We start from the raw sequence: 25458 nt of genomic DNA, 5'->3' as shown, positions 1-25458 counted from the left end.
CTGAATCCGTTCAACGCGACGCGCTTTGGCGTCAGTCAACGCTCATTGCGTCTCATGCAGTGGCTGCGGACGCCATTTCGCCAGGCGATCCTCGACCAGGGTCATCAGATACTCGGCACCGAGCGCCACCACCATGACGATGACGATCGCGGCATACATGCCCGCGGCGTCGAAGGATCCCTTGGCGATGTTGATCAGCAGACCAATGCCGTAGCGCGAGCCGACGAACTCGCCGACGATCGCGCCAATGATGGCAAAGCCGAAGCTGACATGCAGGCTGGCGAAGATCCAGCTCATCGCCGAAGGGACGATCACCGAGCGGGTCAACTGCCAGTTGGATGCACCCAGGATGCGCGCGTTGGCGATCATCGCCCGGTCGGCTTCCCGGACGCCCTGGAATGCATTGTGGAACACGACGAAGAAAACCATCACGAAGGCCAAAGCCACTTTCGAAGCGAGGCCAAGACCGAGGATCATGATGAAGATCGGCGCCAGGACCACGCGCGGAATGGAATTGATCACCTTGATGTAGATGGAGAAGATATCGGCGGCCATCCGGTTGCGGCCGAGCGCGACGCCGATGATGATACCGGCAACCGAGCCGGTCACAAAGCCGATGACCGCTTCCTCCATGGTGACATAGAGGTGGTACCACAGAGGTCCCTCGGACGTTCCTTCTGTCGTCCATTCGTACAGCCGCTGCGCGATCGCGCTCGGCATTGCGTAGAAGAACGGATCGATCCAGGCTTTACGCGCGGCAATTTCCCACAGGCCGAGAAAGGCGACCAGAATGCCGACCCGCCAGAATATCACGGTGCGGCGGCGATCCCGTGCCGCCTTCGCGGCGGCCGCCTCGATTTCCGCATCGGAGGTGCCCGGCCTGAAAGCTCCTGCGCTGATGTCGATGGCAGCATCGGTCATGGCATTCCTCCTCAGGCCGCGGCGCGCGCGTAGCTGGTTTCGACCTCTTCCTTGAGGTCGGCCCAGATCGTGCGCGAGTAATTGATGAAGCTCTGCTCGTAGCGGATATCGGCGACCACGCGCGGGCGCGGCAGATCGATGGTGTAGACCGACTTTACGGTGGCCGGCCCGGCGGTCAGGACATAGACCTTGTCGGCAAGCGCAATCGCCTCCTCAAGATCATGCGTAACGAAGACCACCGAAGCCTTTGCCTCGGACCACAGGCGCAGCAGTTCCTCGTGCATCAGGACGCGTGTCTGTACGTCAAGCGCCGAAAACGGCTCGTCCATGAGAAGGATCTCCGGGCCGTTTATGAAGGTCTGGGCCAGCGCCACACGTTTGCGCATGCCGCCGGAGAGCTGATGTGGATAGTGTTGCTCGAAACGCGACAAGCCGACCCGGGCAAGCCAGTCGCGTGCCGCGGCGGTGGCGTCCGACTTCGCCCTGCCGCGAAAGAGCGGGCCGGCCATAACGTTCTCGATCACGGTTCGCCAGGGAAACAGGGCATCACTTTGGAAAACAAAACCGATGCGCGGGTCTATTCCCTTGACAGGCGCGCCCATGACACGAACCTCGCCGGCGCTTGGGCTTGCCAGCCCCGTGACAAGGTTGAGGGTCGTGGATTTTCCGCAACCGGTCGGACCGACAACGGCGACGAATTCGCCGCGCTCGACGGTCATGGTGAAATCGCGCAGTGCCGTCAGCGATTTGCCGGTGGGCGAGAGGAACCGCCGGCTGACATTGATCAGTTCAATGGCTGGTGTGGTCTTTTCATGGGTCATGATGGAACTCCGGGTTCGAGCGGACGCCCGCCGTCGGCCAGAGCCGACGGACGTGGAAAACCGATGGCTGCCGGCGCGATATCGCGCATCGCGCCGGCGTGGTCCGCTACTTGGCGTTCTTGACGAATTCCGAGGTGTAAGTCTTGGAGAGGTCGATCTGCTTGCCCTGCAGTTCCTTCTTGAAGGCTGAAAGAACCGTCAGCACCGTCTCCGGCCCGCCTTGAGGCATGATCCCGTCGGGGGTGAACATAGCCTTGCCGGCATCAAGGGCTTTCACGTAGCCTTCCTTGTCGCCGACATAATAGTCCTTCGGCATCTTGTCGGCGATCTCGGCGCCGCTATGCGTGTTGATGAACTTCTGTGTCTTGACGAAGGCATTGGCCAACTTCTGCACGATGTCCTTGTGCGCTTCGACCCAATCGGTCTGCATATAGAGGGAGGCGGCCGGGTAGGTGCCGCCGAGAGCAGCCTTGGTGCCTTCCATTGTGCGCATGTCGATGAGAACGGAAGCTTCGCCGGTCTTCAGCAGTCGGGTGATCGTCGGCTCGGTCGTCATGCCTGCCTGGATCTTGTCCTGCTGCATGGCGGCAATGAAGGTGGTGCCGGCGCCGACCGGAACCGAGGTGAAGTCACCGAGCTTCAAACCGTTCTTGACGGCGAGATATTCCGTAAGAAAATTCGTCGATGAGCCTAGACCGGTCACGCCCAGGCTCATGCCCTTGAAGTCGGCGGGTGATTTGATCTCGGGGTGTTTCGTCGAAACAAGCTCGACCTCGCCCGGCGCCTGGCTGAACTGGACGATGGATTCGACGAACTTGCCTTTTGCCTGCAGATCGATGCAGTGATCGTAGAAGCCGACAACTCCTTGCACGGCACCGGCGAGCATTTCGTTTTCGGCATCGACGCCGGCCGGTTCATTCAGCAGTTCGACATCGAGACCCTCGTCCTTGAAGTAACCGAGCGCTTCCGTAAGCTTGGCGGGAAGATAGATCTGTTTCTCATAGCCGCCGACCATGATGGAAACCTTGTCGGCGGCGCGCGCGGACGGCGCGGACAATGCCATGGTGGCGACGAGTGCGGTTGTGGCGGCTGAATCAAGCAGTATTCGCGCGAGCGACATGGCCTCTTCCCTTTGTTCGTTTTCCGCGCCCCTCTCTCTCCCATCGCTTTTTCGCGACAAATATGGGGCGCCTCCCACATTTATGACACCAACCTTTCATCCACCTTTCAAGGCCGTCCTGAAAGTCATAGCAAACCTTACGGATCGGTAACCCGATGCTGGCCGATCATGAGAATGACAGAGCAAGCCGCCGAAAACGAGAGCCGGCAACAGTTCGTCGCTATCCCTGGGCGCTCAGTCCCAGCACGTCGCGCATGTCATATTCGCCGGGCGGGCGCGCCGCCACCCAGAGGGCCGCGGCGATGGCGCCACGGGCGAACATGATGCGGTCGCCGGCCGAATGCGACAAGGTCACGGTCTCGCCCTCGGCGCAGAAGCTGACGCTGTGCTCGCCGACGATGCTGCCGCCGCGCATCACCGCAAAGCCGATCTCGCCTGCCGGCCGCGCGCCGGTGACACCATCGCGGGCGCGCCTTGCGACCGTATCCAGTTCGATGCCGCGCCCGCTGGCAGCGGCTTGCCCCAACATCAGCGCCGTCCCCGACGGCGCATCGATCTTGTGGCGATGATGCGCCTCGACAATCTCGACATCCCAGTCGTCGGGATCGAGCGCTCGCGCCGCCTGCTCGACCAATCCGACCAGCATGTTGAGCCCAAGTGAAAAGCTGCCGGAGCGCACGATTGCGATGCTCTTCGCGGCATCGGCGATGGTCGCCAACTCGGCGGCATCGAACCCTGTCGAGCCGACGACCAGAGCCGGCCCGCTACGGTCGGCGCAAAACCTTGCCAGATCAGCCGAGGCCGCCGGTGTGGTGAAGTCGATCACCACGTCAGCCACGGCAAGTGCCTCGTCGCGGCTCACCAGCCCTTCGCCAAAAATGCCCGGCCGATGGAAGCGGGCGGCGAGCGCCAGCCGCGCGTCGGCCTGCACGGTATCAGCCATCTGGCGGCCCATGCGGCCCAGCGCACCGGCGATGGCGATCCTGATCGGCGGTTGGGACAAGGTGCTATCCCCCGTGATTATTTCCACATGCCGCGCATGCGCGCGCCGATGTCGACGCGCACCTCGGGCCGGGCCGCCCTGCCCTGTGCCGCTTGCGCGCTCGGCCACGAAACCTGCTGGAACGCAGCGAGGATCGAGGCCGGGATGAAGCGGGTGCGCGAGGCGTAGAGATGGCGGTCGCCGCGCGCCGCCTGGCCATGCGGGAAGAAGCGTTGGGGCATGACCAGGTTGAGATTGTCCTTGGCCCGTGTCATCGCCACGTAGAGCAGCCGGCGCTCCTCCTCGATGTCCTCCTTGGTGCCGACGCCGAGATCGGCCGGGATACAGCCGTCAACCGTGTTGAGCACGAAGACATTCTTCCACTCCTGGCCCTTGGCCGAGTGGATGGTCGACAGGATCAGATAATCCTCGTCGCGATGCGGCGGTCCGGCCTGGTCGCTCGTCGCGTCCGGCGGATCGAGCGTCAGTTCGGTGAGGAAGCGTTCGCGCGAGGCATAGCCCGAGCCGATCTGTTCGAGTTGCAAAAGGTCGGCCCGGCGTGAGATCGTGTCCTCATGGATGCGCTCCAGATGCGGCTCGTACCACAGCCTGATCTGTTCGAGGTCTGCCGGCCATCTGGCGCCCGAACGCAGGCCGGAATAGAGCGTGACGAAGCCCGGCCAGTCATCGGCGGCGCGCTGCGGCGGGCGCCAGCCGGCAAGCCCCATCGCCTCGTCCAGCGCCGTGGTCATGGTGTCGACGATCTGCGCGGCGGCCGAAGGGCCGATGCCGGGCATCAGTTGCAGCACGCGGAAGCCGGCAACGCGGTCACGCGGGTTTTCGGCGAAGCGCAGCACCGCCAGCACATCCTTGACGTGAGCGGCATCGAGGAACTTCAGGCCGCCGAACTTGACGAAGGGAATATTGCGCCGCGTCAGTTCAATTTCCAGCGGCCCGCTGTGGTGCGAGGCGCGAAACAGCACCGCCTGCGATTTCAACGCCGTGCCGGCCTCGCGCTCGGCCAGAATGGTGTTGCAGACGAAGTTGGCCTGCTCGACCTCGTCGCGCACGGTTACCAGTTTCGGCTTGTCGGCGGATTTGCGCTCCGACCACAGGGTTTTCGTAAAGCGCTCCGAGGCCTCGCCGATCACCGCATTGGCGGCGGCCAGGATTGTCTCGGTCGAGCGGTAATTGCGCTCCAGCATCACCACGTCGGCGGCCTGCGCGAACTGTTTGGGGAAGTCGAGGATGTTGCGCACCTCGGCGGCACGGAACGAATAGATCGACTGCGCATCGTCGCCGACCACCGTCAGCCCTGCGCCGTCGGGTTTCAGCGCCATCAGAATCGAGGCCTGCAAACGGTTGGTGTCCTGGTATTCATCGACCAGCACATGGTCGAAACGACCACCGAGATGCGCCGCTATCTCAGGCTCGGCTGCCATTTGCGCCCAGTAGAGCAGCAGGTCATCGTAATCGAGCACGTTCTGCGCCTGCTTGGCCTCGACATATCCAGCGAACAATTGCTTGAGTTGCTCCGCCCAGCCGGCGCACCAGGGAAAGGCGGACCCCAGCACTTCGCCGAGTGGCGCCTGCGCATTGACGGCACGCGAATAGATAGCGAGGCAAGTGCCCTTGGTGGGAAAGCGCGCTTCCGTCTTCGAGAACCCCAGCTCGTGCCGGACCAGATTCATCAGGTCGGCGGAATCCTCGCGGTCGTGGATGGTGAAAGCCGGGTCGAGGCCGATCTCCAGCGCATAGTCGCGCAAAAGCCGGGCGCCGACGCCGTGAAAGGTGCCGGCCCAGGTCAGCGCATCGGTAATCACCGCGGCGTCACGGCCTAGCACCTCGCCGGCGATGCGCTCGACGCGCCTGGCCATTTCGGACGCGGCGCGGCGTGAAAAGGTCATCAGCAGGATGCGGCGCGGGTCGGCACCCCTGACGATCAGATGGGCAACGCGGTGCGCCAGCGTATTGGTCTTGCCGGAGCCGGCGCCGGCAATGACCAACAGTGGCCCCGCGATCTTGCCGTCGCCATGCTCGACGGCCTGACGTTGCGCGTCGTTCAGCCGAGCGAGATAGGCAGGCAGGACGGTCGGTTCCCGAAAGGTCGAATCAGAGGTGGCGAGGTTCATCGCCCATCAAGCATCGTTTCCGCTTTGTTCGCAACGTCGATGCGAGGATGTATTGTGAACGACCACCCTAACGCTGCGGGTCGATCCCCATCGCCACTGACTGCCGACGCAAGGCCTCACGATCATATTGCGACGGCGGCACCAGCAGCGGGTCGATTGTATCGGGCACGTCCTCGACCAGCTTCCTGGTGATGCGATAGGTGACATAGGCCAAAGCGCCAGCGACAAGCAGACGGATCATGGTGCAATCCTCCATTGGAGCAGGACCAACCCGAGGAGACGGCATTTGGTTCCGTTGCCTGCTGGCCAGATTGCGCGGCGGCGATGGCTCCCGCTAACGCTCACCTTTTTCGGGTATTTCGGCTATGCATTCCTCAAGACGCTCCAAGTGGAACTTGGCATTGCGCAGTTCGTGTCCTGCATCGTACCGCCTGTGGCGCCCCTGGGGGGAAGTCGCCATCAGGTCGCGCTCCAGTTCGGCGATGCGCGCACGCACCTGCCGGGCCTCGTCCTGACGCAACGCCTTGATCCATCCACGCCCGCGCATCGGTCTTCCCGCACCCCAAAAGGCATGCCGGACTCATGACCGAAAGACACTAATTTCCGGCAAGCGCAAACGCTCTAAATTTAACTTTCGCTAATTTAGCATCGACAAAGGTGGCTGTTGGGGAAGAAGGCCGGCGCCGCTTGGGAGGAGGAGGAAGCGCCGGCCAAGCGGATAAAAGGTCCGCCGCACAGCAGAAGCTAGCTGAGTCTTTCCCTCGCGTCATCGGGCGATTGTCTTTGTTAAAAGCGTACGACCGGCACAAGCCGCAGGTCGCCGGCTCGTCAGACGCGCGTCTTGATCATCATCCCGGCAATCTCCTTCAGGAGTTTTGCCGCCACGACGGCGGTCAGATTGGCGATGTCGCGAAGCGGGTTTAATTCAACGATATCAGTCGCCACGATCGGCTGGTTGACGGATTGAATCAGGTTGATGACCTGACGAGTGGTCAACCCGCCGGGTTCGCGGTGCGAGACCCCTGGCGCAAAAGCCGGGTCGAGGCCGTCGAGGTCCATCGAGATATAGACTGGCGTCCTGAGATCGAGCCGCAGATTGTCGCTGAACCGCGCCGCCTCGATCACCTCGACGCCGAACCGCTTGAACTGGTCGCGATGATGGTCGTTGACGGTGCGCAAGCCGACCTGGATGAGGCGGTCGGCAAGCCGCTCTTCCATGATGCGGGCAAAGGGCGAGGTGTGGGAGCGCGGATTGCCCTGATAGGCATCGTAGATGTCGGGGTGCGCGTCGATGTGCAGAATGGTCAGGCTGGGGTGCAGGCGGCGCACAGCGCGCAGTATCGGCCACGAGATGGCGTGGTCGCCGCCGAGGCAGATCAGCGGATCGCCCGGCTCCAACGCACGCCCAACCTCGCTTTCGATCAGGTCCCATGGATCGGTGGCGGCGTCGAAGCGGATGTCGCCATGATCGACAAGCCTGTCGGTCAGATTGAAACCGGTTTCGCTCCACATGCTGTAGGCATCGGAGAACAATTCGGGACGGATATGGGCGGGTGCTTGCGCCGACCCCTTTAAGAAGGACGAATTGTCGTCGTGGGGAATTCCCAGAAGCGAAATCCTGGTCATCGGCATCCGATCTCCATCAACAGGAGTTCAACAGAGACTGGGGGCGCTCAATAGACCCGGGAGCTGGCTGTCGATAGCGATGATGTTTGGGCCAGCGGCGAGCGTGGCCTGGCAATCAAACCGCGATCATCTCCCGGCTTCGCCGCCCAGTCTTTGCCTGACGACGGCGACATGGAAATTCGTGCCGAACAACAGCCCGTCATCGTTGAAGTCGTAGCTCGAATTGTGCAGCGGCGCGGACGCCTCGCCATTGCCGAGGAAGACGAAACAGCCCGGCACATGCTCGAGGAAGCGAGCAAAATCCTCCGAAGCGGTCATCGGCTCGCGGGCGACGGCGATGTTGCCGGGCTCGAAAACGCTTCTTGCGGCGGCAAACGCCGCATCCACCAGTTCGACATCATTGTGCAGCGGCACGAATTCGCGGCTGTAGTTGATCTCGGCGGTGACATTGTATGCGGCTGCCGTGCCCTCGGCGATGATGCGCATGTGCCGCTCGATCTCGGCGCTGACCTCGGGGCGGAAGCTGCGCGCATCGCCGAGGATGCGAGCACGACCGGGCAGTGCGTTGCGGGTGCCGTCGGTGATCAGCTCGGTCACCGAGACCACCGATATGTCGGCGGGGCTCAGCCGGCGCGAGACGATGGTCTGCAGATTGATGATCAGCGCGCAGGCGGCGACCAGCGTTTCGTTCCCCGAATGCGGGCGGGCCGCGTGGCCGCCGAGCCCTTTCAGCACGATCTCGAAGATATCCTCGGCCGACATGATCGGGCCGGCGCGGGTCTCGAAATGCCCGACAGGCAGGCCGGGCATATTGTGCAGGCCAAAAATCTCGTCGAACGGGAAGCGCTGCATCAGCCCATCGTCGAGCATGGCGAGCGCGCCCCTGCCCCATTCCTCGGCCGGCTGGAAGATGAAGCGCACCGTGCCGTCGAAACCGCCCTCGCCGGCCAGGCGTTTTGCAGCACCGAGCAGCATGGTGGTGTGACCGTCATGGCCGCAGGCATGCATGATGCCCGGATTGCCGGAACGGTAGGGCACGGCAGATTGCTCGGTGATGCGCAGCGCATCCATGTCGGCCCTGAGCGCGATTGCCCGGTTGCCGCTGCCGCGCTTCAGCGTGCCGACGACGCCGGTGCCGCCGACGCCTTCAGTGACATCGTCGAGGCCGAATTCGCGCAGCTTGGCGGCAACGAAGGCCGCGGTGCGCCTTTCCTCAAAGCCGAATTCGGGGTGCGCGTGCAGGTCGCGGCGCCAGCCGGTCATCTCCCGCTTCAGTGCGCCGAGATCGAATTCGGACATTTTTCTGCCCCTCCTGACCTACTTGGCAAGCTCAGTGACCACATCAAGCAGGATGTTGGCGCCGGCAACAAGCTCGGCATCTTCGGTGTGCTCGCGCCGATTGTGGCTGATGCCACCGGCGCTCGGCACGAAGATCATAGCCGCCGGCGCGATGCGCCATCATCTGCGCATCGTGGCCAGCGCCGGACGTCATGCGTTTGACGCCGAGACCACGGTTTCTCGCGGCGGCCTCGATCCGTTCGACAATGCCGATATCAAAGATCACGGGCTCGAAGCGCGCCAGCCGCTCCACCGAGATCGTCACGCCTTCGGCTGCGGAAAGCTGCTCGAGATAGGCAGCAAGCGCGGCCTCCTCCGCCTGCAGGCGCTGTTCATCGGGATCGCGCAGATCGACGGTGAAGATGGCGCGCGAGGGAATGACATTGATGGCGTTGGGCTCGAAGCGCATCGTGCCGACGGTGGCGACCGTCGGCGTGTTCGAGCCTTTGGCCCGGTCGTGCATGTAAGTGATGATCCGAGCGGCGGCGTGGCCGGCATCGCTACGCATCGACATCGGCGTGGTGCCGGCATGGTTGGCGATGCCGTCGATGGTAATGCGTTGCCAGCAGATGCCTTGCAGATTCTCGACCGCGCCTATCGGCAGGCCCTCGCGCTCCAGCACCGGTCCCTGCTCGATATGCAGTTCCAGATAGGTGTGCGGTTTAAGGAAGCCGGGTTCCCGGTCGCCGGCATAGCCAATGCGGGCAAGCTCCTGGCCGAGCACGCTGCCATCGGTGCCGACGGCCGCCAGCACCGTGTCGACGCCGATGCCGCCGGCATGCACCAGCGAGCCCATCATGTCGGGTGTATAGCGCACGCCCTCCTCGTTGGTGAAAGCGGCGACAGCGACCGGGCGCGACGGCGAAAAGCCTGATGTTTTCAGCGTCTCGATCACCTCCAGCCCGGCAAGCACGCCATAACAGCCATCATAGATGCCGGCATCGATGACGGTGTCGATGTGCGAGCCGATGAGCAGCAGCGCCTGCCCGGCATTGACCGCGCTTTGCCAGATGCCGAAAATGTTGCCAACCCGGTCGACGGCGACATCGAGCCCGGCCTGCCTGAGCCAGCCGACGAAGAGGTCGCGGCCCAGCCTGTCGGCATCGGAGGCGGCAAGGCGAACCAGCCTGCCCTCGCTATCCCGGCCGACGTCGCCGAGTTCACGGATGCGTCCAAGCAGGCGCCGCGCTTCGATCGCGATCACGACGTTGCTCCCAAAAGCGCCTGGCCGGCCAGCACATCGGCCGGGCACATGCCAACCAGTTCGGCATAGCGATGCGGGTCGGTGGCGCCTTCGGTGTTGATCACCAGCACTCGGGATTTTCCGTCGAGTCCGAGAGCAGCCTTGTTGTCGGCCACCGCCCGGATCAGCCCGGCAAGGCCGACACCGCCGCTTTCGCCGGCGACGATCGCCGGATCGCCGGCGGCCGGCCGTGCCAGCCGCCGCATCGCCGCGATGGCCTCGTCCTCATCCACCGTCATGAAGGCGTCGGCGGCGCGCGCCAGCACCCGCCAGGCGACCAGCGAGGCCTCGTAGCATTCAAGCATCACCATCACCGTCGGCTGACCATGCGCGATCTTGACCGGATGCCCGGCCTGCGCGGCCGCGACAACGCAGGCGGCACGCGCAGGCTCGACCACGATGAAAATCGGTCTGGCGTCGCCGAGCACGATGGCGAGATGGCCAGCCACCGCGGCGGCAATGCCGCCGACACCGGCCTGGACGAAGACGTGCGTTGGCGGCTCCCGGAGTTGGCGCAGCGCCTCGCGCACGATCGCCGTATAGCCCTGCATGACCAGGCCGGGAATGCGCTGATAACCCGGCCAGGAAGTGTCGGACACCACGGTCCAGCCCTTCTCTGCCGAAACCTGAGCGGCTTGCCTGACCGAGTCGTCATAATTGCCGTCGACGCGGATCATCTCGGCGCTATAGCGAGCGATGGCGGCAATACGCGCCTCGCTGACGCCGGCGTGGACGAAGATAGCCGCACGCGCGCCGACGAGTTGCGCACCTTGCGCGACGGAGCGGCCGTGATTGCCATCGGTCGCACAGGCAACCGTCATCGTTGCGGCGACCGCCCGCACATCCGGATGGTTGAGATCGGCCACATCGACGGGCCGACCAAGCGACCGGCTGGCCTCTTCCAGCACCAGGCGGAAGACGGCATAGGCGCCGCCCAACGCCTTGAAGCTGCCGAGGCCGAGGCGCAGGCCCTCATCCTTGATATGCAACGCACCGAGGCCAAGTTCAGTAGCCAGCGCCGGCAGCGCATGCAGCGGTGTCATCAGGTGATTGTCGCGATGGGCAAGAAAACGCTCGACCGTGTCGGCCCCGGCAACTCCAAGCGTTTCGGCATCGGCCGGATCGAGCGGCCGGCGGTGCAAGGCATTCTGGTTGAGCAGGAACACTGGCGGCCTCCTTGGCGTTCAGTGATAATATATTGCAGGAGAGGCGCAAAGAGCGCTGTAATACGACCCTCGAAATGCAAGTTTGTTTCGTCAGGATGCCTCCATTGCCTTTGTCCCCGCCCTCGCTCGACAGTTTCGATCTCGCCATTCTGGCCATCCTGCAGCGGGACAACACGACGCCGCAGCGGTTGATCGGCGAAGCCGTGAACCTGTCGGCGCCGGCGGTGCAGCGCCGCATCAAGCGCATGGAACAGGCCGGCGTCATTGCCGGCAATGTTGCCCTAGTCGAGCCATCGGCGGTCGGCCAGCCCATCACCATCTTCGTCGAGGTGGAACTCGAGAGCGAGCGCACCGAACTGATCGACGCGGCCAAGCGGCAATTCTCGGCCGCCCCTGAGGTACAGCAGTGCTACTACGTCACAGGCGAGGCCGACTTCATTCTGGTCATCACCGTGGCCGATATGGGCGCCTATGAGGCGCTGACGCGAAAACTGTTCTTCGACAGCAACAATGTGCGGAAGTTCCGGACCTTCGTCGCCATGGACCGCGTCAAGGTCGGGCTGACGGTGCCCTTGCCCGGATGAGAATTGCCGACCTTACCCGGCCGCGCGCAGCCACACCTTGTTGTCGTGAAAGGCAGCGCCGCCATAGGGTGCGGGTGCATCGGCGCCGGTCAGCACGTTGATGCCCTCGCCGCGCTCATGCGCGCTGTTCGGCCAGATGCCTTCGGCAATCACGACGCCGCGCTTGATGCCGTCGAACAGTTTTGCGTGCAGCACCACCTCGCCGCGCTGGTTACCGATTTCGACACGGTCTCCGTCGGCCAGCCCATGAGCCGCCGCATCGTCGGGATGCAGAAGCAGTTCCGGCCGCACTTCCTTTGCCTTCGACACCGGTGTTTCGGAAAAAGTCGAGTTGAGGAAGTTGCGCGCCGGCGATGTCGCCAGCCGGAACGGATGCGCCTCGTCGGCGACCTCGATCAGGTCGACATGATCAGGAAATTCCGGCAACCGCTCCACCGGCCCGAACAGGCCCATGCTTTTTGGCGGCCGGTTGGGCGCCGCCTGCCCGGTCCAGTTGGCGCGGAAGCGGAATTTTCCGTCCGCATGACCAAATCCGTTGATGAAGTGTGCGGCCTCGAAATCCGGTTGCAGGTCGATCCACTTGTCTTCCTTCAAGCTGTCGAAGCTGCCCAGCCCGCGCTTGCCCAGGATGATGTCGATATGCTGCTGCTCGGTCAGGCCGAAACCCGGGCGGTCGGCGACACCGAGGCGCTGCGCCAATTCCTCGATGACGAAATGGTTGGTGCGCGGCCCTTCCGGCGGCTCTATCAGCTTGGGGCCGAGCGTGATGTGCTGGTTGCCGCCGCCCTTGTAGATGTCGTCGTGCTCGACGAACATCGTCGCCGGCAGCACGACATCGGCGAGCCTGGCCGTGTCGGTCATGAACTGCTCGTGCACGCAGGTGAACAAGTCGTCGCGCAAAAAACCCTGCTTCACGAGACGCTGTTCGGGCGCGACATTGGCCGGGTTGGTGTTCTGGATCAGCATCGCCGTCACCGGCGGGCCGCCATAGAGCGCATCGCTGGCGCCGGTCAGCACCGGGCCGATGCGCGAATGGTCGAGATAGCGGATCGAGGGATCGCGCATCTTCGTGCCTTCCAGCACATCCTGGTTGAGCTTGAAGATGCCGGAGTTGGAATGGAAGGCGCCACCGCCCTCATATTGCCAGCAGCCGGTGACGGCGGCGATGGAGGCGGCCGCGTGCATGTTGACCGAGCCGTTGCGCTGGCGCGCAAAGCCATAGCCGAGGCGGAAATATGTTTTCTTGGTCGTGCCGACGAGGCGAGCAAAGGCCTCGATTTCGGCGACCGTCAAACCCGTGATACCAGCCGCCCATTCGGGCGTTCGGGTGCGAAGGTGCGTTTCGAGCCCTTTCGGGTCGTCGGTGTATTTCGAGAGATAGGCGCGGTCGGCCATGCCTTCCCTGAACAGCACATGCATGACCGCGCAGGCCAACGCGCCATCGGTGCCAGGCTTCAGCACAAGGCCGAGATCGGCCTGCTTCATCGTCGCGTTCTCGTAGACGTCGATGACGACGATCCTGGCGCCGCGCTCCTTGCGCGCCTTGATGGCGTGGGTCATGACATTGACCTGGGTGACCACGGCGTTGGTGCCCCAGATCACCACGCAGTCGGATTTCGCCATCTCGCGCGGATCGGGCCCGCGCAAGGCGCCGGCCCCCATCATCCAGCCGGTCCAGGCGAGATTGGTGCAGATCGACCCAAAGAAACCGGAATACTTCTTGGCATGGCGCAGCCGGTCGATGCCGTCGCGCTGCACCAGCCCCATCGTGCCGGCATAGTAATAGGGCCAGACCGTCTCCGAACCGTATTTCTCCTCTGCCGCGATGAATTTTTCGGCGACGAGGTCGAGCGCTGCCTCCCAGCTCGCGTCCTTCCAGGCGCCGTCGCCCTTGGCGCCGGCCCGCACCAGCGGTTTCAGCAGACGATCGGGATGATGGACGCGGTCGGCATAGCGGGCGACCTTGGCGCAGATGACGCCTGCCGTGTAGCTGTTGGCCTTGGCGCCATGGACACGGCCGATGCGGTTGCCATCGAGCAGCTCGACCTCAAGCGCGCAGGTCGAGGGACAATCATGCGGACAGGCTGAATGGCCGATTCTGAGGTTCGCGTGCTGGTTCATGGGGTCAAGTTAGCCGGTTCCGGGCGCGGCGTGTAGGGCCAGCTCTTACCCTCCCCTTGATGGGGAGGGTCGGCGCGCAGCGCCGGGGTGGGGTGAACCGCCGCGCTGCCCCACCCCGCTCCGCTTCGCGGATCGACCCTCCCCACAAGGGGGAGGGTAATCACTCCGCCGTGCCTTCTTCATATTCCGCCGACATGGTCAGCCATTTTTCCTCGTGGCCGGCCAGCGTCTGGGCAAGCTGCGAACGCTCCTTGGCCAGCCGGGTCGCTGTCGAGGGATCCTTTTCGTAGACGGCCGGATTGGACAGTTCGTCCTCGATGCCGTCGATGCGCTTGCGGATGCGGTCCATCAGCGCTTCGGTGGCGCGGATTTCCTTGGCCAGCGGCTCGAAGGCGGCACGACGCGCAGCCGCATCGCGGCGACGGTCAGCCTTTGACGCCTTGTCCGCCTCGCGCTTGCCACGGCGGTCACCGGAGACACCGGTGACCAGTGTTTTATAATCCTCGAGATCGCCGTCATAGGGATTGACCGCACCGTCCTTGACCAGCCACAGCCGATCGGCCGTCGCCTCCAGCAGATGGCGGTCGTGCGAGATCAGGATCACCGCACCCGGAAATTCGTTCAGCGCATGGATCAGCGATTCACGGCTGTCGATGTCGAGATGGTTGGTCGGTTCGTCGAGGATGAACAGGTTCGGGCCCTCGAAGGCCGACAGGCCCATCAACAGCCGCGCCTTCTCGCCGCCCGACAGATCCTTGGCGGGGGTGTTCATCTTTTCGGTGGTGAGGCCGAACTGGGCGACGCGGCCGCGCACCTTGGATTCCGGCGCCTCCGGCATCAGCCGGCGGACATGCTCATAGGCGTTTTCGTCCGGCCGCAAATCATCAAGCTGGTGCTGGGCGAAGATCGCCACCTTCAGCCCAGGCGCCACCGTCATGGTGCCGCTCTCCTGCTTGAGCCGGCCGGACAGCAATTTGGCGAAGGTCGACTTGCCGTTGCCGTTGGCGCCGAGCAGTGCGATGCGGTCGTCGGCGTCGATGCGCAGCGTCATCTTCTTCAGGATCGGCTGCCCTTCGGTGTAGCCGACATTGACATTATTCAGCGCCACGATCGGCGAAGCCACCGTCTTGACCGGCTCCGGGAACGAGAATGGCCGCACCGTATCGTTCACGATCGCCGCGATCGGCTTCATCTTCTCCAGCGCCTTGATCCGCGACTGCGCCTGTCTCGCCTTGGAGGCCTTGGCGCGGAAGCGCTCGACGAAGGATTCCATATGCTTGCGGGCAGCTTCCTGCTTGACGCGGCCCTTCTCCTGCAGTTCCTTCTGCTCGGTATACTGGCGCTCGAACTGGTCGTAGCCGCCACGCCAGAAGGTCAACTTCTTCTGGTCGAGATGGACGATCGAGTTGACGGCGCGGTTGAGCAGGTCGCGATCGTGCGAGATCAGAAGCACCGTGTGCGGGTATTTCGACACATAGTTTTCCAGCCACAGCGTGCCTTCGAGATCGAGATAGTTGGTCGGCTCGTCGAGCAGCAGGAGGTCGGGCTCGGAAAACAGCACCGCGGCGAGCGCCACGCGCATGCGCCAGCCGCCGGAAAAGGACGAGGCGGGGCGCCTTTGCGCGGCGTCGTCGAAGCCAAGGCCGGCGAGAATGGTGGCGGCGCGGGACTCGGCTGAGTGCGCGTCAATGTCGGCCAGCCGCATGTGGATGTCGGCTATGCGGTGCGGATCGGTCGCCGTCTTTTCCTCGTCGAGCAGTGCCGTCCGTTCGAGATCGGCTTTGAGGACGATCTCGATCAGCGGGTCCTCGGTGCCTGGCGCTTCCTGCGCCACCTGGCCGATGCGCGTGTTCTTCGGCAGGCTGATCGAGCCCGTCTCGGAAGCAAGGTCGCCGGTGATGGCCTTGAACAGCGTCGTCTTGCCGGTGCCGTTGCGGCCGACAAGGCCGGCCTTGGTACCGGCCGGCAAGGTCAGCGAGGCATGGTCGAGAAGCAGGCGTCCGGCCATGCGGAGCGAAAGGTCGTTGATGATCAGCATGGCGGGGCTTTTGCACCGGACATCGACGCTTCGCAAGACCTTGCGGGCCAGTTGGTCGCACAAGGCCTGAAAACGACGCCCGCAGGGCGCCGTCAAAGCAGCCGGTCAGCGGCTTGCCGCTGCAGTCAAGCTGCGCTCAGGCAGTCGCCTTGCCGCGCTTGGTGGCCTTGACCACCGCGGCCGGCGCTGCTGCCGGCTTGCGGCCAAGTCCCGTCGACTTTGCCAGCGCCGAACGTGTCGCCGAGTAATTCGGCGCGACCATCGGATAATCTGGCGGCAGACCCCATTTGGCACGATAGTCGTCCGGGCTCAGGCCGTAATCCGTCCTGAGGTGCCGCTTGAGCGACTTGAACTTCTTTCCGTCCTCAAGGCAGATGATGTAGTCGGGAAACACCGACTTCTTCGGGTTCACGGCCGGAACCAGGCTTGGGATTTCGGCGACAGCCGCGCCGGCGAGCTTGCGAACCGCAGCGCTGACGCTGGCAATCAGCTCAGGCAAGCCGGAAGCCGGAAGCGGATTGTTGCCGACATAGGCCGAGACAATATCGGCCGTTAGCTCGATAACGGTCTTATCATCGATGTTTGACAATTCTTTCATCCTATTTGCGACAAAGTCGTCCACCCCAGCGAAGACTTATGCCGATGTATCTCTTTGACCGAGTCCCCCAACGGACCGCCAAGTCTCGACAAGGAATCAAGACTCGCTAAAGATACTTTTCATGGAAAACCGACATTGCGCAAATTAGAAAATCTAATACTTGGAACTAACAGAGTTCGCAGTATGGCTGTCGGCCAATATCTCTAGAATACGCTTCCAGCGGGCGCAACGGCCAAAATCCTTCTGTTCTATCGCCTTTTCGGCCTTCATCGCGGCGTAAAGCGGCGCCTCGGCGCCAAATTCCTTGATCAGCCAATGCGCTTCCTGCCTGGCGAGACGTTCATTTTCGTCAAACATGGTTTTCGGCCTCCGAACGTTCCACGCCGACCGCGACGCAACTGCCGATGACGAGCACGGCTCCGGCAATGGCCGTCATCGTCAGCCGCTCGCCAGACAAGGTCAGCAGCAGCGTCGAAGCGATCGGCGTGAGATAGGCGACGACCGCGACCCTGCCGCTGCCTTCGAGCTTCAAGGCACGTGACCAGAAGTAATAGCCCAACCCCATGGGACCGGCGCCGAGATAGAGGCCGAGAGCCAGGTCCGCGCCGGTGGGCCAGGCGCCGCCGGCGCGAACGCACCACAGAAACGTCAACGCGACGCCGATCAGCGACGACGGCAACAACAGGCGATCCGAAGAGGTGGCAAGCCGCCCCACCATGACCGAATAGAAGGCCATGCACAGCGCAGAGCCGAATGCGGCGAGATAGCCGACGAGATCGCCCTGGAGCCAGGATTGGTCGCGCCCTCCCGAAATCACCAGCGCGACGCCGATGAACCCCACGGCCGCGGCAAGGCCCAGCAGTGCCGGGCGCCGCGGGTTTTCCAAGGCGATGACCGCCGCCGCGACCATCAACGGCCAGGTGTAGGCCACCAGATTGGCCTCGATGACCGGCATCGAAGCGAAGGCGATGTACTGTAGCACCATGGTGCCGACCAGACCGATGAAGCCGACCGCGAGAGGCACGAGCGCGGCCGTCGCCGTGAGCGGCGCGGCTCTTTCCCGGCTCATCAACCGGATGGCGGCGAAGACGAGCGCGGCTCCTGTAAATTGCAGGAACTGCACTTGCGACACGGGGTGGCTGGCCAGCAGGGATTTGCCGACCAGCGCATTGGTCGACCACAACGCGACCGCGCCGGCAGCGAAGACCAGCGCGGATACCGAGCCTGATCCATGCCGAAGGAATCGGTATGGAGCTCTATCTCTGTGTTCGACCATGATCTTGTCCGAAAACCGGCTCCCACTTTTCGGGATCATGGCTCATTACCATGTGTCCCTGGCCCCGCCCGGAATCGGCGCCTCGGGCGACACCGGGACGGGACGCTCGTCCTCGAACCGTCGATAGGCCGGCAACTGGTTGGTCCAGACGTCCTCGGCCAGTTCATTGACCCATTCGCGGTCATGGTCGTTGTCGGCGGCAAGATAGAACATGCGGTTGTCGTCGACATAGGGTTTGGCGACAGAGCGCTGGTTGAGCACCAGCGTGACGCGCTCGCCGAACTGGATCGGCGCGGTGCGATGCAGGATGCCAAGGAACTGCCCGAGCGTCGCGTAGTTCATCTTGTGATCGATGCGCATGACACGGTTGCGCGGGATCTCGCGGCCGGATTCGAGGATGGCGCGACCGGTTTCGGAGTCGTCGCAGTAGATTTCGAGATGGCCGCCGACCAGCGGATTGCTGATCGACAGCGGAATGAGTTCGGTGACCGGAACGCCATCGCAATGCCATTCCACGGCGCCGTCCTTCGGGTTCATGAAGGTGACGGTCGAGCCGACGATCGACAGCGGATAGGGCTCCAGCTTGGTGCCCATCATGTCGGACAGCCGCTCCAGGCGCAGCTTGTCGTGCAGCAACTCCTTGATTTCGGGGATGAAACGGTCGGCGCCTGTGATGAAAGTCAGGTCGAGGTGCTTGTGCACGGCATGGCTGGCCTTGAGCTTCAGAGCAGCCTCCTCGATCGCGGCAAGCAGTGCCGGGTCATAGCCGTGCAGATACTGCGCGACGCCGAAGCTGGACACTTTCCAGGCTGTTTCATGGCCGATGATGGCTTCTCGGCTCATCGCATAGCGCAGTTCGGGAATTGTATGTGCGTTCATTGTACTTCTCCAGGATGGGGGCAACACTTGGTAAACAGTCGATTAGTTCACCTACCCCTGTAAAATTAGGAATGCTGGTGCTAGAGTAAGCCCAGCTTAAGGTCGAAGCCCGTGCGTCTGCTCAGTCAGGTCAACCTCAATTCGCTGAAAATCGTGGAGAGTGCTGCGAGGCACGGGAATTTCACGCGCGCCGGCGAGGAACAGTTCATCACCGCTTCAGCGGTCAGCCAGCGCGTGAAAAGCCTGGAGGATCAACTGCGTTTCAAGATCTTCCAGCGCGGCGGCAACGCGGTGTCGTTGACGCCGGAGGGTGAGACCTATGTCTCGCGCGTTCGCGAGGCGCTGGAGCGAATCGTCGCCGCCAGCATGGAAGCGACCGGGCAATCGCAGGAGCATGTGTTGAAGATATCGGTGCTGCCGACCTTCGCGGCACGCTGGCTATTTCCGCGCCTGCCGATGTTCCAGCGGCAATATCCCGATATTGTGATGCGGGTCTCGACATCCTACGCGACGCATGAGTTCACGACTTCCGAGTTCGATCTCGAAATCCGCTATGGCGACGGCCAGTTTCACGGGTTGCAATCCGATCTGCTGTTTCGGGAAGACCTGACGCCGGTGTGCAGCCGCAAGCTGTTCCATGAGGTCCTCGGCGACAAGCCGCTGTCGAAGGTGACACCGGACGACCTCAAGCACTTCACGCTGCTGCATTCCGACACTTGCACGCAGAACTGGCAATCCTGGCTTGGCTTCGCCGGCGCCAGCTTCGTGCTCAGCGAGACCAGAAGCATTTACTTCGACTCATGCATGATGTCCTACGAGGCGGCCAACGCCGGAATGGGTTTTGCGGTGGCCAATCGTGCCTATATGGCCAGCGATATCCGCGCCGAAAAACTGGTGGCGCCCTTCGCCGTCCACCACCCGAACATGGCTGGCTGGTATTTTGTTTCCCCTCGCAAGGTCCCTGCCGCGCGCAAGGTGTCGCTGTTCAAACAGTGGGTCATGACGGAGGCGGCTTTGACGCAGAGCCAGTTGGACAGCGAGATCCGCGGCTGAGCGTCGAGGCGTCCGGAAATCCATTCGCGCGAGCGTCGGATGGTCGGATTGGCTGTCCACCGAAAGAATCAACCGATCAGAAGCAATGTCCGGAGTTGAGAGCCATCTGATATGGATGCCTACCTACAATCCGTACAACCCACCCTGGTCGGCAAGACCGTCGAGCTCACGCCGCTTCAGCAGGAACATTCGTCGGCGCTTCTGAGCGCAGCAGCGGATGGTGAGCTGTGGAACTTGAAGGCCACGGTGGTTCCGGGACCGGGCACGATCGACGGATATATTGCCAACGCCTTGGCTGGGCGACAGGCCGGCACTGTCATGCCATACGCAATCGTCCTGCGCAGCACGGGACAGATCTGCGGAAGCACACGGTTTTGGAAGATCGATCGCACCAACAGAAAGTTGGAGATTGGGCATACCTGGCTCAGCAACTCGGTTCAGCGGTCGGGGATCAATACCGAGGCGAAGTATCTTCTCCTGACCCACGCGTTCGAGGTCATGCAGTGCGTCCGCGTGCAATTCACCACGGACGAACTGAACGACGCGTCAAGGGCAGCCATTCTGCGAATAGGAGCGAAGGAGGAGGGAACCATTCGCAATGAGCGCATCATGCCGGACGGCAGGAAGCGCAACTCCGTCCGGTTCAGCATCATCGATTCCGAGTGGCCGGACGTAAAGACAATGCTGCAGCACAAAATGCAGCGATAGTCAGCGCCGGCCGCTCAACTTTCGGACTGCAACGAAAACATCACCCGGATCAGGCGAAAGACCTGCCCTCCTCGGTTCGCTGGAACAGCATGAGGTCCAGACCCAGGCTGGGCCGTCCCAGGATGGTCAGAATCGTATGCGCCTGGCCTCGGTGGTGGGTCTGGTGGTTGAAGACATGATCCAGCGCCGGCGCCAGCCTTTGCGAGACCGTGCGCATGTCGGAGACAGTCATATAGGTGAAGCGGCCCGCCAACGCCTTGTCGCCGAGACCGCCGACCCAGTCGATGATCCTCTTGTCCTCGGCTTCACGCGCCATCCGCAGTCCAGGCAAGGCCCGGTGCAGAATGGCGTCCAGCGTCGTCGGCGCGTCGCCCTCGCCGGTGAAGCGCTTCATCCAGATGCGATCGGCTGTCAGCAGGTGGTTGAGCGTACCCATCATCGAGCCGAAGAAGGCCCCGACGTCGCGGTTGAATTCCTCTTCGTCGAGCAAGGCGGCGGCATCATAGATGCGGTTGTTGGCCCATTGATTATAGGCCGCAAACATCATGAAATGCTGTCTCATGGTTTCCCCTCGGCTCGCGTCGATGCGGGCGCCTACCTAACCCGCGAGGAGGCCGACGCCAATGACCATTCTGCTCTATGACCTCGTCGGACGCGACACCGCACGTCCGTTCAGCCCCCATTGCTGGAAGGTGGCGATGGCGCTTGCCCACAAAGGGCTCGACATCTCAACCGCGCCGACGCGTTTTCTTGAGGTGCCCGCTGTCGAAGGCGGTGTTTCGAAAACCGTTCCGGTGATCCGCGACGGCGACAAGGTCGTCGCCGATTCCTTCGCCATCGCACTCTATCTCGACGAAGCCTATCGCGATCGGCCGACGCTGTTTGGCGGCGAAGGCGGCAAGGCGATGGCGCGCTTCGTCGAGCGCTGGTCGCAACTGACCATCCATCCCTATGTGACCACCGCCGCGATAATCGACCTCCATGCCATGCAGGACGAGGAGAACGCCGCTTATTTCCGCCGGAGCCGCGAGCAGCGCCTCGGCAAGCGGCTGGAGGACGTCGTCACCGCTCGCGACGCCGGGCTGGCAGCGTTTCGAGCCGCACTGGAACCGTTGCGCTCGATGCTCTCCTATCAGCCATTCATCGGCGGAAGGTCACCGCTGTTTGCCGACTACATCGTCTTCGGTGCCCTGCAATGGGCGCGCATAGCCTCGCCCTACCAGTTGCTCGACGACAGCGACGTGGTGGCGCAGTGGTTCGCCCGCTGCCTCGACCTGCACGGCGGGTTGGCACGAAAGGTGGCGGCAGCGGCATGACGCCGTAGCGCTTGGCCCTACACAAGGCCAGCACGACAGCCGTCAACCCTTTGCGAGGAAGGTCCGCAGCGAGACAGCCAGGCCTTATTTGGCCGCCTTTTTTGGCTTGCTGGTCTTCGGCTTGGCGGCCTTCGCCTCCTTGGCATCGGCTTTTGCCTTGCCGGCGCCGGCTTCCTTCTTGGCGGGCTTCTTGGCTGCCGATTTCCCCGCGGCATCCTCCTGGTCGATGTCGGCTGCCGCCTGATGCCAATGGCGATCATGCTGGCCAGCCGGTTGCCCCTCTTGCAGCCAGATCTGATGCGCGCGGTTGCGAATGCGTTCCTGACGATCGTCTGTCATGCTCATGGTGTCTCCATTCGGGCCGACTTCAGCGCGGCGCCGACACGCGACTATAGCAAGCAAAGCACCGCATTACAGCCATCCGATCTCGCTTGCCGGTCCGCCCCATCGGCGCCGGCCCGGCGCGGAAACGCTCAGCGTTCCGGCCCTTCGCATCGCTCCGGGCGTTCGTTACTCTGAAAGCCAAGCAATTGGCTTTCCATCCGCTTCGCGGACCATCCCTCACCCCTTTGGCCTCACCCCTTGGCAATGGGCCGGGCGGCTTGTATAGAGCCCGCCACTCTCAATTCCATTCACAGACAAGGACGACCCATGGCGCTCGAACGCACCTTTTCCATGATCAAGCCGGACGCAACCCGGCGCAACCTCACCGGCGCCATCACCAGGATGCTGGAAGAGGCCGGCCTGCGCGTCATCGCCTCGCGCCGGGTGTGGATGAGCCGCCGTGAGGCGGAAGGCTTTTATGCCGTCCACAAGGACCGCCCGTTCTTCGGCGAACTGGTGGAGTTCATGTCGTCGGCACCGACCATCGTGCAGGTGTTGGAAGGCGAGAATGCCATTGCCAGGAACCGCGAAGTGATGGGCGCCACCAACCCGGCCAATGCCGCCGAAGGCACCATCCGCAAGGTGCATGCGCTGTCGATCGGCGAAAACTCGGTGCACGGCTCCGATGCGCCGGAGACCGCCGCCGAAGAGATCAAGTACTGGTTCTCGGACACCGAAATCGTCGGCTGAGCAGACATCACAAAGTCTGATCCAGAAAGGCCGGCGTTTTCGCCGGCCTTTTTCATTACGCAGTGGTCAGGTGTCGCGCACGAATGCAACGTCGTTCTCTCAAACCGGGACTATTTTGGGGCGACATGCGCTAGGGTTGAGACATCGAACTGAAGTGACCGACAATGGAGCCGAGCTCTACATGACCAGTGCCATTCCGGGTTTCTTCCAAGGCACGGAGATGCCGAACAGCGACTGGTGGGAGGCGCTGTGGCCAGACCCGGCCGCCGTGCTTTCGGCAACGGGGATCAAGTCAGGCATGGAGGTGATCGATCTCTGCTGCGGTGACGGCTGGTTCACGCTGCCGATCGCCAAGGTGGGCTGTCATGTCGTCGCTATCGATATCGATGCCGATCTGCTCGAAGCCGCCCGACGCCGGTTGGTCGAAAGCGGCGCGACGAATTGCGACTTCGTCGCCGGCGACGCCTATGAGCTTGCAAGCCTGGTGCCTCGACTCGCCGACTTCATCTTCATGGCCAACGCCTTTCACGGCGTTCCGGACCGGCCGCGTTTGGCGCGCGCGGTGCGGGCCGCACTCAGCCGAGGCGGCCGTTTCGCCATCGTCAACTGGCACCAGCGTCCGCGCGAAACAACGATCGTCCAGGGCGAGCCTCGCGGACCCAAGACCGAATTGAGGCTGTCGCCGGAACAGACCATCGCGGCCGCCGAGGCGGGTGGCCTCAGGCTTGCCGAACTGGTCGAGGTGCCGCCCTATCACTACGGCGCCGTGTTCGAACGAGCCGGGTGAGAGCATCTGTTTCAGCCCGGCATCAGCGTATCGAGATGCATCGTCAGGCCATGCGCCCGGGCCTCAAGGTGCCTCAGCTCGCGGCGCTAAAGCGCAGGATCTCGTGGCCATCCTTGCCCGATATGACGAGCTTGCCGGCATCGATCCTGTATGACGCAGCCTTGGCCAGTGCATCGAACAGCGCCTTTTCCTCGGCCATCACCTCCGGTGCGCAAGCCTTGTAGGTCGAGCCGATGTCGCTGATGGCGATCGCCTGGCCATCGACCTTGGCGGTGGCGAAATAGGTATTGCAGGGGCCGCTGCCGCCTGCCTTGCCGGCCTCGCTGACCCTGAACGTCGCTTGCGGCGCGGTGATGGCGCCAATGCCGTCGACATAGTCGACCAGCCAGACCTGGCCGAAGACGGAAGCCGTCGGCTCGGTGCTCGGCGCGACCATCTTCAGCATGATGGTCTGCGGCGCGTCGGTCAGCGGATCGACCTGATGGCGCATATCGGAGATGAACAGGAGCTTGTCGTCGACGGTAATCCGGGCTTGCAACGCATAGGTCATTTGCGACCGGATGACGGAAGGATCGAATTTGATCTCGAAGCTGATCGGCACCTGGCCGGCCGGCTTCACTTTCTGCTCGCCGATGATCGTGGCCGGCGCGTCGGCCAGCGAGACGTCGGCAAGCTGGACGGAGAGCACGGCGCTGGGCGGCAAGGCGATGCGCTCGCGGTAGATCACCTCGCCTCGCACGGCCCTTTCGGCGGCGACGGACAGTTCCGGCACGGCCAACATGCCGACGATCAAAGGCACGAAACCGAAGACGAAGAACTCGGCGATCCTGTCCAGCATGACCATCTCCCTTGCCCGGGGCTGGCTAATGCCCTGGGCTGACCAACCGCGGTCAATTGGCCAAAGGATTGCGGTCAATGCATGGCTGCGGCAGGATTTATTCGGACGGTTTCCAGCGCTGTGCGGCCTTGGCGTCGGCTTCCCTGGCCTCGACCCAGCCACCGTCGGAGCCGTCGGCGCGATGCTCCTTCTTCCAGAAGGGCGCGCGCGATTTGAGGTAGTCCATGAGAAAGTTCGCCGCCTCGAACGCCGCCTGGCGATGCGCCGAGGCGGCCACCACCAGCACGATGTTCTCGCCGGGCGCGATCTTGCCGTGGCGGTGGATGGCGGTGAGGCCCTGCAGCGGCCAACGCTGAGCCGCTTCTGTGGCGATGCGGGCGATCTCGGCCTCCGCCATGCCTGGATAATGCTCGAGTTCGAGCGCCGAGAGCGTGCCCTGCTCGTCGCGGCATAGGCCGGAGAAAGAAACCACCGCACCGATGTCGGCGCGACCCTGCGTCAGTGCGGCGATCTCGGCAGCGACGTCGAAATCTTCGCGCTGGATGCGCACCGTCGGCACCATTGCGGCCGACATGTGGGTCAGCCCCCGGTCATCGGCGGGAACAGCGCGATCTCGCGGGCGCCTGATATCTTCTCGCGGTGGTCGACATGTTCCTGGTTGATGGCGACGCGGATCACTTCCGGATATTGCAGCGCGTGCTCGTAGCCCTCGCCGCGCGATTTCAGCCAGCGCAGGAGGTCGGCGACGGTCTCGATGCCCGCAGGCAAGTCGACGTCTTCCTCGGGCAGGCCGATCCGCTCGCGCACCCAGGCAAAATAGATGAGCCGGGTCGTCAT

The 25458-nt window shown here is 63.2% G+C and carries 27 protein-coding genes and 1 pseudogene; 6 read left to right on the top strand and 22 right to left on the bottom strand.

Annotated elements, in window-relative coordinates; all coding sequences use genetic code 11:
* Positions 1-42: 42 nt before the first annotated feature.
* From BPNPMPFG_RS00675 to BPNPMPFG_RS00625, 11 genes and pseudogenes are all read right to left on the bottom strand, one after another.
* The gene (locus BPNPMPFG_RS00675) at positions 43-921 is read right to left on the bottom strand and encodes an ABC transporter permease (protein WP_258592768.1); all 879 of its coding nucleotides are present in this window, start codon (positions 919-921) and stop codon (positions 43-45) included.
* A gap of 11 nt (positions 922-932) precedes the next feature.
* On the bottom strand, positions 933-1742 hold the full coding sequence (locus BPNPMPFG_RS00670) for an ABC transporter ATP-binding protein (protein WP_258592767.1): 810 nt from the start codon (positions 1740-1742) through the stop codon (positions 933-935).
* Positions 1743-1848: 106 nt separating this feature from the next.
* Positions 1849-2805, bottom strand: a complete 957-nt coding sequence (locus BPNPMPFG_RS00665; protein ID WP_413776893.1) for an ABC transporter substrate-binding protein — start codon at positions 2803-2805, stop codon at positions 1849-1851.
* 277 nt (positions 2806-3082) lie between these two features.
* Complete coding sequence (dapB, locus tag BPNPMPFG_RS00660) at positions 3083-3865, bottom strand: 4-hydroxy-tetrahydrodipicolinate reductase (RefSeq protein ID WP_258592765.1); 783 nt, start codon at positions 3863-3865, stop codon at positions 3083-3085.
* A 17-nt stretch (positions 3866-3882) separates the two neighbouring features.
* Positions 3883-5976: an ATP-dependent helicase gene (locus tag BPNPMPFG_RS00655; RefSeq protein WP_258592764.1), complete on the bottom strand. Its 2094-nt coding sequence runs from the start codon at positions 5974-5976 to the stop codon at positions 3883-3885.
* Between the two features lie 67 nt (positions 5977-6043).
* Entirely contained in the window at positions 6044-6217 is a 174-nt protein-coding gene (locus BPNPMPFG_RS00650; protein WP_258592763.1) for a hypothetical protein, read from the bottom strand.
* Between the two features lie 93 nt (positions 6218-6310).
* Positions 6311-6523, bottom strand: coding sequence for a hypothetical protein (locus tag BPNPMPFG_RS00645; RefSeq protein ID WP_258592762.1), 213 nt, complete (start codon positions 6521-6523; stop codon positions 6311-6313).
* Between the two features lie 281 nt (positions 6524-6804).
* Entirely contained in the window at positions 6805-7602 is a 798-nt protein-coding gene (locus BPNPMPFG_RS00640) for an agmatinase family protein (RefSeq protein WP_258592761.1), read from the bottom strand.
* Positions 7603-7728: 126 nt separating this feature from the next.
* Complete coding sequence (locus BPNPMPFG_RS00635; protein ID WP_258592760.1) at positions 7729-8901, bottom strand: M20 aminoacylase family protein; 1173 nt, start codon at positions 8899-8901, stop codon at positions 7729-7731.
* Between the two features lie 18 nt (positions 8902-8919).
* Positions 8920-10144, bottom strand: a pseudogene (locus BPNPMPFG_RS00630) (Zn-dependent hydrolase).
* A complete protein-coding gene (locus BPNPMPFG_RS00625) occupies positions 10141-11349 on the bottom strand; it encodes a diaminopropionate ammonia-lyase (protein ID WP_258592759.1) in 1209 nt (402 codons plus the stop codon). Before BPNPMPFG_RS00625 ends, BPNPMPFG_RS00630 begins: the two are co-directional and overlap by 4 nt.
* Positions 11350-11453: 104 nt before the next feature.
* Between BPNPMPFG_RS00625 and BPNPMPFG_RS00620 the strand changes: the two genes are divergently transcribed.
* Positions 11454-11933, top strand: a complete 480-nt coding sequence (locus BPNPMPFG_RS00620) for an Lrp/AsnC family transcriptional regulator (RefSeq protein ID WP_258592758.1) — start codon at positions 11454-11456, stop codon at positions 11931-11933.
* Between the two features lie 12 nt (positions 11934-11945).
* On the opposite strand, the gene BPNPMPFG_RS00615 is transcribed toward BPNPMPFG_RS00620, so the two are convergent.
* The 6 genes from BPNPMPFG_RS00615 to BPNPMPFG_RS00590 all read right to left on the bottom strand — a co-directional run bounded on the left by BPNPMPFG_RS00615 (position 11946) and on the right by BPNPMPFG_RS00590 (position 18845).
* On the bottom strand, positions 11946-14054 hold the full coding sequence (locus tag BPNPMPFG_RS00615; protein WP_258592757.1) for a molybdopterin-containing oxidoreductase family protein: 2109 nt from the start codon (positions 14052-14054) through the stop codon (positions 11946-11948).
* 160 nt (positions 14055-14214) lie between these two features.
* Entirely contained in the window at positions 14215-16092 is a 1878-nt protein-coding gene (locus BPNPMPFG_RS00610; protein WP_258592756.1) for an ABC-F family ATP-binding cassette domain-containing protein, read from the bottom strand.
* A 136-nt stretch (positions 16093-16228) separates the two neighbouring features.
* Positions 16229-16690, bottom strand: coding sequence for a Ros/MucR family transcriptional regulator (locus tag BPNPMPFG_RS00605; RefSeq protein WP_258592755.1), 462 nt, complete (start codon positions 16688-16690; stop codon positions 16229-16231).
* A gap of 153 nt (positions 16691-16843) precedes the next feature.
* A complete protein-coding gene (locus tag BPNPMPFG_RS00600; protein ID WP_258592754.1) occupies positions 16844-17047 on the bottom strand; it encodes a hypothetical protein in 204 nt (67 codons plus the stop codon).
* Complete coding sequence (locus BPNPMPFG_RS00595) at positions 17040-17966, bottom strand: DMT family transporter (RefSeq protein WP_258592753.1); 927 nt, start codon at positions 17964-17966, stop codon at positions 17040-17042. The genes BPNPMPFG_RS00600 and BPNPMPFG_RS00595 overlap by 8 nt, the downstream gene beginning before the upstream one ends.
* A gap of 45 nt (positions 17967-18011) precedes the next feature.
* Positions 18012-18845 (bottom strand): hypothetical protein, encoded by an 834-nt coding sequence (locus BPNPMPFG_RS00590; protein WP_258592752.1) that lies wholly within the window; start codon positions 18843-18845, stop codon positions 18012-18014.
* Positions 18846-18956: 111 nt separating this feature from the next.
* Between BPNPMPFG_RS00590 and BPNPMPFG_RS00585 the strand changes: the two genes are divergently transcribed.
* Positions 18957-19898 (top strand): LysR substrate-binding domain-containing protein, encoded by a 942-nt coding sequence (locus BPNPMPFG_RS00585; RefSeq protein ID WP_258592751.1) that lies wholly within the window; start codon positions 18957-18959, stop codon positions 19896-19898.
* Between the two features lie 111 nt (positions 19899-20009).
* Positions 20010-20606, top strand: a complete 597-nt coding sequence (locus BPNPMPFG_RS00580; protein WP_258592750.1) for a GNAT family N-acetyltransferase — start codon at positions 20010-20012, stop codon at positions 20604-20606.
* A 49-nt stretch (positions 20607-20655) separates the two neighbouring features.
* On the opposite strand, the gene BPNPMPFG_RS00575 is transcribed toward BPNPMPFG_RS00580, so the two are convergent.
* A complete protein-coding gene (locus tag BPNPMPFG_RS00575; protein WP_258592749.1) occupies positions 20656-21168 on the bottom strand; it encodes a DinB family protein in 513 nt (170 codons plus the stop codon).
* Positions 21169-21229: 61 nt separating this feature from the next.
* On the opposite strand from BPNPMPFG_RS00575, the gene BPNPMPFG_RS00570 reads away from it, so the two are divergent.
* Positions 21230-21922: a glutathione S-transferase family protein gene (locus BPNPMPFG_RS00570; protein ID WP_258592748.1), complete on the top strand. Its 693-nt coding sequence runs from the start codon at positions 21230-21232 to the stop codon at positions 21920-21922.
* A gap of 84 nt (positions 21923-22006) precedes the next feature.
* On the opposite strand, the gene BPNPMPFG_RS00565 is transcribed toward BPNPMPFG_RS00570, so the two are convergent.
* Entirely contained in the window at positions 22007-22267 is a 261-nt protein-coding gene (locus BPNPMPFG_RS00565) for a DUF2934 domain-containing protein (RefSeq protein ID WP_258592747.1), read from the bottom strand.
* 306 nt (positions 22268-22573) lie between these two features.
* Here BPNPMPFG_RS00565 and ndk point away from each other — a divergent pair, with 306 nt between their 5' ends.
* A complete protein-coding gene (gene ndk, locus BPNPMPFG_RS00560) occupies positions 22574-22996 on the top strand; it encodes a nucleoside-diphosphate kinase (RefSeq protein WP_027048827.1) in 423 nt (140 codons plus the stop codon).
* A gap of 154 nt (positions 22997-23150) precedes the next feature.
* The gene (locus tag BPNPMPFG_RS00555) at positions 23151-23783 is read left to right on the top strand and encodes a class I SAM-dependent methyltransferase (RefSeq protein WP_319945969.1); all 633 of its coding nucleotides are present in this window, start codon (positions 23151-23153) and stop codon (positions 23781-23783) included.
* A 73-nt stretch (positions 23784-23856) separates the two neighbouring features.
* On the opposite strand, the gene BPNPMPFG_RS00550 is transcribed toward BPNPMPFG_RS00555, so the two are convergent.
* From BPNPMPFG_RS00550 to moaD, 3 genes are all read right to left on the bottom strand, one after another.
* Positions 23857-24621: a YbaY family lipoprotein gene (locus tag BPNPMPFG_RS00550; RefSeq protein WP_258592746.1), complete on the bottom strand. Its 765-nt coding sequence runs from the start codon at positions 24619-24621 to the stop codon at positions 23857-23859.
* Positions 24622-24718: 97 nt separating this feature from the next.
* Positions 24719-25195, bottom strand: a complete 477-nt coding sequence (locus BPNPMPFG_RS00545; RefSeq protein WP_258592745.1) for a molybdenum cofactor biosynthesis protein MoaE — start codon at positions 25193-25195, stop codon at positions 24719-24721.
* A gap of 5 nt (positions 25196-25200) precedes the next feature.
* Positions 25201-25458 (bottom strand): molybdopterin converting factor subunit 1, encoded by a 258-nt coding sequence (gene moaD, locus BPNPMPFG_RS00540; protein WP_258592744.1) that lies wholly within the window; start codon positions 25456-25458, stop codon positions 25201-25203.

Origin of the sequence: Mesorhizobium sp. AR07, assembly GCF_024746815.1 — a bacterium.
Taxonomy (GTDB): domain Bacteria; phylum Pseudomonadota; class Alphaproteobacteria; order Rhizobiales; family Rhizobiaceae; genus Mesorhizobium.
The sequence above is the reverse complement of the archived record's forward strand: the minus strand, read 5'-3'. Positions and strand labels throughout refer to the sequence as shown.

Coding starts and splice junctions, on each gene's coding strand:
- BPNPMPFG_RS00600 (WP_258592754.1), bottom strand. CDS start 17,047: ATGTTTGACGAAAATGAACGTCTCGCCAGGCAGGAAGCGCATTGGCTG.
- moaD (WP_258592744.1), bottom strand. CDS start 25,458: ATGACGACCCGGCTCATCTATTTTGCCTGGGTGCGCGAGCGGATCGGC.
- BPNPMPFG_RS00650 (WP_258592763.1), bottom strand. CDS start 6,217: ATGATCCGTCTGCTTGTCGCTGGCGCTTTGGCCTATGTCACCTATCGC.
- BPNPMPFG_RS00575 (WP_258592749.1), bottom strand. CDS start 21,168: ATGAGACAGCATTTCATGATGTTTGCGGCCTATAATCAATGGGCCAAC.
- BPNPMPFG_RS00635 (WP_258592760.1), bottom strand. CDS start 8,901: ATGTCCGAATTCGATCTCGGCGCACTGAAGCGGGAGATGACCGGCTGG.
- BPNPMPFG_RS00610 (WP_258592756.1), bottom strand. CDS start 16,092: ATGCTGATCATCAACGACCTTTCGCTCCGCATGGCCGGACGCCTGCTT.
- BPNPMPFG_RS00605 (WP_258592755.1), bottom strand. CDS start 16,690: ATGAAAGAATTGTCAAACATCGATGATAAGACCGTTATCGAGCTAACG.
- BPNPMPFG_RS00595 (WP_258592753.1), bottom strand. CDS start 17,966: ATGGTCGAACACAGAGATAGAGCTCCATACCGATTCCTTCGGCATGGA.
- BPNPMPFG_RS00590 (WP_258592752.1), bottom strand. CDS start 18,845: ATGAACGCACATACAATTCCCGAACTGCGCTATGCGATGAGCCGAGAA.
- BPNPMPFG_RS00570 (WP_258592748.1), top strand. CDS start 21,230: ATGACCATTCTGCTCTATGACCTCGTCGGACGCGACACCGCACGTCCG.
- BPNPMPFG_RS00645 (WP_258592762.1), bottom strand. CDS start 6,523: ATGCGCGGGCGTGGATGGATCAAGGCGTTGCGTCAGGACGAGGCCCGG.
- BPNPMPFG_RS00550 (WP_258592746.1), bottom strand. CDS start 24,621: ATGCTGGACAGGATCGCCGAGTTCTTCGTCTTCGGTTTCGTGCCTTTG.
- BPNPMPFG_RS00580 (WP_258592750.1), top strand. CDS start 20,010: ATGGATGCCTACCTACAATCCGTACAACCCACCCTGGTCGGCAAGACC.
- BPNPMPFG_RS00615 (WP_258592757.1), bottom strand. CDS start 14,054: ATGAACCAGCACGCGAACCTCAGAATCGGCCATTCAGCCTGTCCGCAT.
- ndk (WP_027048827.1), top strand. CDS start 22,574: ATGGCGCTCGAACGCACCTTTTCCATGATCAAGCCGGACGCAACCCGG.
- BPNPMPFG_RS00665 (WP_413776893.1), bottom strand. CDS start 2,805: ATGGCATTGTCCGCGCCGTCCGCGCGCGCCGCCGACAAGGTTTCCATC.
- BPNPMPFG_RS00545 (WP_258592745.1), bottom strand. CDS start 25,195: ATGTCGGCCGCAATGGTGCCGACGGTGCGCATCCAGCGCGAAGATTTC.
- BPNPMPFG_RS00565 (WP_258592747.1), bottom strand. CDS start 22,267: ATGAGCATGACAGACGATCGTCAGGAACGCATTCGCAACCGCGCGCAT.
- BPNPMPFG_RS00655 (WP_258592764.1), bottom strand. CDS start 5,976: ATGAACCTCGCCACCTCTGATTCGACCTTTCGGGAACCGACCGTCCTG.
- BPNPMPFG_RS00670 (WP_258592767.1), bottom strand. CDS start 1,742: ATGACCCATGAAAAGACCACACCAGCCATTGAACTGATCAATGTCAGC.
- BPNPMPFG_RS00640 (WP_258592761.1), bottom strand. CDS start 7,602: ATGACCAGGATTTCGCTTCTGGGAATTCCCCACGACGACAATTCGTCC.
- BPNPMPFG_RS00675 (WP_258592768.1), bottom strand. CDS start 921: ATGACCGATGCTGCCATCGACATCAGCGCAGGAGCTTTCAGGCCGGGC.